General features: G+C 57.9%; 5 protein-coding genes and 1 pseudogene. 1 reads left to right on the top strand and 5 read right to left on the bottom strand.

What is annotated here, in order from left to right:
- Nucleotides 1–450 precede the first annotated feature (450 nt).
- On the bottom strand, nt 451–1,662 hold the full coding sequence (locus tag Q4543_RS23685; protein ID WP_303442496.1) for a polyhydroxyalkanoate depolymerase: 1,212 nt from the start codon (nt 1,660–1,662) through the stop codon (nt 451–453).
- A gap of 103 nt (nt 1,663–1,765) precedes the next feature.
- Here Q4543_RS23685 and Q4543_RS23680 point away from each other — a divergent pair, with 103 nt between their 5' ends.
- Nucleotides 1,766–2,419 (top strand): glutathione S-transferase family protein, encoded by a 654-nt coding sequence (locus Q4543_RS23680; RefSeq protein ID WP_216003634.1) that lies wholly within the window; start codon nt 1,766–1,768, stop codon nt 2,417–2,419.
- A 43-nt stretch (nt 2,420–2,462) separates the two neighbouring features.
- On the opposite strand, the gene Q4543_RS23675 is transcribed toward Q4543_RS23680, so the two are convergent.
- The 4 genes and pseudogenes from Q4543_RS23675 to Q4543_RS23665 form a co-directional block, all read right to left on the bottom strand.
- Nucleotides 2,463–3,239 carry an ATP-binding protein gene (locus tag Q4543_RS23675; protein ID WP_303442492.1) on the bottom strand — a complete coding sequence of 259 codons (777 nt, stop codon included), beginning with the start codon at nt 3,237–3,239 and terminating at the stop codon, nt 2,463–2,465.
- A 30-nt stretch (nt 3,240–3,269) separates the two neighbouring features.
- A pseudogene (locus Q4543_RS24730) lies at nt 3,270–3,575 on the bottom strand (response regulator transcription factor); the annotation flags it as partial.
- The gene (locus Q4543_RS23670) at nt 3,562–4,056 is read right to left on the bottom strand and encodes a response regulator (protein WP_303442489.1); all 495 of its coding nucleotides are present in this window, start codon (nt 4,054–4,056) and stop codon (nt 3,562–3,564) included. The gene Q4543_RS23670 and the pseudogene Q4543_RS24730, both read right to left, overlap by 14 nt.
- A gap of 59 nt (nt 4,057–4,115) precedes the next feature.
- On the bottom strand, nt 4,116–4,829 hold the full coding sequence (locus Q4543_RS23665) for a response regulator (RefSeq protein ID WP_303442486.1): 714 nt from the start codon (nt 4,827–4,829) through the stop codon (nt 4,116–4,118).
- Nucleotides 4,830–5,165 lie beyond the last annotated feature (336 nt).

Raw genomic sequence — 5,165 nt, 5'->3', positions numbered from 1 at the left:
ATCGCACAGAAGCGATCTTGCCATGAAGTGGGCAGAGCGCCGAGGGTCTATGTAATCGTCCGGGATGGGACACATAGTCTCCGGCGCAAGCCATGCTGGTTTTTTATCCATTTCATTCAAGAATGCATTTCAGGGTTGTATTGATCAATTAACCTTCGATCATTGCATCGAATGACGTTGACTATTGACGCGGCGGCAAGCCATAGAGTTCTTTGAAATCTATGGTTTAACAGGCGAGTCTCATCCAGTGTCCCATCCCCTCAGACTGTTCAACTGCCCAAGATGCGACCACAAACTGCGCTTCGGCGCCCGCCGATGCGGGCAGTGCTACGAGCCCACGCCGTTTTTCAATCGCAGGGTTATCTGGGGGCTTATGGTTCTGATCTTGCTTCTCGGCGCCAGCGGCGCGGGCGTTGCGATGCTTGCCTGATCCCGGGGGGGCAGGAAACGTCATTCCATTGCGAGGATGGTGTTACGGACCACGGGGTAGATTTCATTGTCCCACCGGCGACCGTTGAAAACGCCATAATGGCCGACATTTGCCTGCAGATGGTGCCGTTTCAGATGCGGTCGCAGATTCGAGCACAGCTCGTGCGCCGCAGTGGTCTGCCCGATACCGCAGATATCATCGCGTCCGCCCTCGACGGTCAGCAGGGCAGTGCGCAGGATTTTCGAGGGATCAACCTTGCGGCCCCGGTAGGTTAGATCACCCGTGGCAAGCTCGGCCTTCTGAAAGACCCGGTCGATGGTTTCGATATAGAACTCCTCGGTCAGATCCAGAACGGCGAAATACTCGTCGTAAAAATCCTTGATCCGGGCGGCTTCCTTGTCCTCGCCTCTGGCAAGATGCTCGTAGAGCTTGCGGTGCTGCGATTGATGGCGTTCCATATTCATCGACATGAAAGCGGTCAGCTGAACAAAACCCGGATAGACCCGCCGCCCGCCGCCCGGATAGCGCAGCGGGACGGTCGAGATCACATTGCTCCTGAACCACGACAGCGGCTTTTCATTGGCCAGTTCGTTGACCTTTGTCGGGCTTTCGCGAACGTCGACCGGGCCAGCCATCAGCGTCATCGAGCGCGGGGTTGCGGGGTTGCGATCTTCGGACATGACGGCAACTGCGGCCAGCGCCTGAACGCAGGGCTGACAGACCGCCAGAATGTGACCGCCCGGCCCGATCTCTTCCATGAAGCGGATGATATAGGCGATGTAATCCTCGACCCCGAACATGCCGGCGCCGCGTGGCACATCTCGGGCGTTCTTCCAGTCGGTGATGTAGACGTCATGATCGCGCAGCAGGGTGCGCACGGTGCCGGCCAGAAGCGTTGCGAAGTGCCCTGACAGCGGTGCTGTCACCAGAACCTTCGGTTGTTCGGTGTCGATGTCACGGCGAAAGCGCAGCAGCTTTCCGAAGGGCATGTCGAGCACGACCTCCTCGGTGACGGGAACATCGCGGTTCTGAACCCGAACAGTGTGGATGCCAAAGCTTGGTCGTTCGTGGCTCAGCTGGAAACGCGACATCATCTCCATGATTGCGGCGTTGCGGAGATTGGCTTGCGCAAACGGGCCGGACTGTCGCGGCGAAAACGCCAGTGCGCTCAGGGCGGCGGTTCGAAAAGGGGCGATAATATCATCAAGACTCTGGTAAGCGGCGTAAATCACGGCGACCTAATCCCCATTGTACAGAAAATTTGTAGCCAAGCGCCAAGGGCGCATGCGACAAAAATCATGACGCTGTGCAGCATCAGAGGCAAAGTTACCCGTAATGGCCCAGGCAACGCTTACCATTTCATCGAAGAACTATTCCTCCTGGTCCTTACGCGGCTGGCTTCTGTGCAAGATGGCAGGGCTCGAATTCGAGGAGACCCATGTCGATCTCCATGACACCGACATGCGCCAAGAGCTGCTGCTGCTTTCTCCCACGGTGCGGGTTCCCAGATTGACCCACGGCGATGTGCAGGTCTGGGATGTGACGGCGATTGCCGGATATCTCAACGAAATGTTCCCAAAGGCCGGTCTTTACCCCAAGGAGAGAGTGGCGCGGGCACATTGCCGGGCAATCTCGGGCGAGATGCACGCCGGGTTTCACAATCTTCGCTCGGCCCTGCCGATGAACCTCAGGGCGAAGCATGACAGCTTCAAGATCTTCAGCGGCGCGCGGCCCGACGTCGCGCGCGTGGTGGAGATCTGGAAACAGTGCCTTGATACCTATGGAGGGCCGTTCCTGTTCGGCACGCCGACGATGGCCGACGCGATGTATGCCCCTGTCTGTACCCGGTTCCGCACCTATTCTGTCACGCTCGAACCGCAACTCGAGGCGTATATCGATACCATTCTCGCATGGGAACCGATGGCCGAATGGATCACCGCAGCGCTTGAAGAACCCGAAGAGATCGAGGAGCTCGAGGTCGAGTTTTAGCCAATGTGCCGTCAAGACTTTGCCGGCAGGCGGGCAGGGCGTTTCATAGCGCTTCGATCCTTTCAGATGGGACCTGCTCTGGTGACATGTGGCAGGGCAGCGTGACGCAAAAGCGGCTTCCTGCGGCCGGTTCGGATTCACACCAGATTTTGCCGCCGTGGCGTTCCACGATCTTGCGGCACGTCGCCAGACCAAGCCCCGTGCCAGCAACCTCGCCCTGAGGGGCGATGCGTTTGAACGGTTCGAAAATCCGTTCGAGATGTTCTTGAGCGATGCCGATACCCTTGTCGGCGATGGTCACGCTGATCTCGCCTGCGCCGGACAGCGTACTGGTGATCCGCACCTCGGGCGTTTTGCCCCCGCTGTATTTTATCGCGTTTGCGATCAGGTTCTGAAACAGCTGCGCCAGTTGAGGTGCGGAGCCAAACAGGCTGCTGTCCTGCACATCCAGCGAAATCTTGGCGTGGGCCTCTGCGATTGTCCGGTCGAGGCTGAGCAGCGCTTCGTCGAAGGCCCCGCGCAACGCAATTTTTTCGAATTCCTGCACGCGGCTGGCGCGGATATGGCTACCCAGACTATCCAGAAGCGATGAGATTTGCCGCGCTGATCGACGCAAAAGACGCATTTCGGTATCGACGGTTTTCAGAACGTCAGCGTCGATCTCTGTTTCGATCTCGCCGACAAAGAACTGGATGGATCGAACCGGAGCCTTGAGATCGTGCAGCAAAACGTCTGCAAACAGCTCCAACTCACGTTTTTGCTCCTCGAGCCGACTCTGCATCGCGCGCCAGGCCAGCGCGTTTTCGACGATGCGTTTCATCGGCAGTTCGGTCAGGCGCGATTTTTGAATGTAATCAAAGGCGCCTTTCTTGATCGTGGTCTTGGCGATTTCCTCGTCGCCTTGACCGGTGACGATGATGCAGGCCGTGCAGGGCCATTTGCGCAGGACTTCCTCCATCATTTCGATGCCGTTCAGTCTGGGCAGACGGTAGTCGATAAAGGCGATATGCGGCTCTGTCTCCAGCCCAATAACGGTGTCGAGCTCTCCTGCGGATTCCACCACCATTGCCGTGGGGTGCGCCTTGCGCAGGATCCTGCGGAAATGTCTGCGATCAACGTCGTCGTCGTCTATGATCAATACGTCAGCCCGATCCATCATCTGCCTCCGTCCCGATCAGCACATCCGGCAAGAGCACAAGCTCTGCATATTCGCCGATAAATCGTACGAATTCGGTCAGTTCGGGCGCGCCGCCGTCCTTCAGGATGTATCCGGCGACATTGTGATCATAGGCGCGCGCCACATCTCTCCGATCGCGTGAGGTCGTCATCACGAAAACCGCAGCCTGGCGTAAGGCAGGGTCCTTTCTGAGTTCGGTCAGAAATTCGTGGCCGTTCATGCGGGGCAGGTTGAGATCGAGCAAGATAATGACCTTGCGCGCCTCGCTTTCGTCTCGCTCCCGAAGGTGGTCGAGCGCGGCTCGCCCATCGAAGATTCGTCGGATGGGATTGCTCAGCCCGGCCTTGCGGAAGGCCCGCAGGAACGCTGCCGCATCGCAATCGTCATCTTCGATCAGAAGCAGAACGGGAACCTGAGCGGTTCCTTGCCCGGCGGCGCGTCTGGGTTCACCTGCTTTCATGGCTCTCTCCAGTCGGTGATCCGGTCACTTGGGGACGGTTCAGGCGTGGCATGGTTTGATCATGCATCCCAGCGCGTCTTGCTGGCCGGCAGCACACGTTGCACATCGGTGTCACACAGTTCGCCAACCTCGTCGAGCGTGCACAGGCCGCTGACGCAGAGCTCTTCCATTTCCGCATGCTTGAGCTTGAGCGGACCGCCATGCACCTGCGCAGCGACGGAGCGGATCCGTCGCAACAGGCTGGAAAGGATGCGGCGCATTTCGGGACGCAGGCTGTCGTCGATGCGCAATAGCATCGATTCAAGGTCGGCGATCCGAGTGCGATCTTCGGATTGAGCGCGCCGCATCAGGTTGCGTTCAAACGCAGCAGCGACCGATTTTCGCAGCGCATCGATGCCGAGTTCTTCCTTGATGAGGTAATCGTGACACCCGGTGCGCATCGCCTTGATGATCACATCGTGGCGATCGACGCTGGTCACCATGATGGCGACGGCATCCTTGTGAGCCGGATCAGCAAGAAGATATTCGAGCGCGTCCTGACCAGTCGCGATACCAAGCTGATAATCGATAAAAACGATATCGAAAACGTGGCGGGAGAGCAGCTCCGACATCTCGTCGTACGACGCCGCTTCCTGTATCTGCAGATCCAGACCGGCCTTGCCGCAAATCTTGATCAGTCGGAAGCGATCCGCCTCTTCGTCGTCAAGGACAAGAGCACTCAGCCGCTTTGGAGGGCTGCGCAGCTCAATCGGCTTTTCTGGTAAGGTGGTCATCACGGCCTGCCTTGGACGTACATCATCCCCCATGTCTGGAGCAAAGGGCTGAACATGGTGTAAACACCGCCCGGAATTCGGGTCGATTATGAGGAAACGATTTCCCAACTGGTTCGTGTGCAACTTCGCTGGAGGATTGACGGCTATCTCGGTTCATGTGCTACCCGACTCGCCCCTGGCCGTTGCTAGACTATCTGCAGTGCCATCAGGTTCACGGGCTGGTGTCGTGTACTGATTTGATCAGGTCTGCTAGGTGAAATGAGCTGCTCCCGATCTCTTGGACAGGATCTGGCGTGATTTAAGCTACTCGTTGCACCTGCTGATCGGGTTGGTTGA

Origin of the sequence: Salipiger sp. 1_MG-2023, assembly GCF_030547555.1 — a bacterium.
Classification (GTDB): domain Bacteria; phylum Pseudomonadota; class Alphaproteobacteria; order Rhodobacterales; family Rhodobacteraceae; genus Salipiger.
This window is presented reverse-complemented; position numbering and strand designations above follow the sequence as displayed.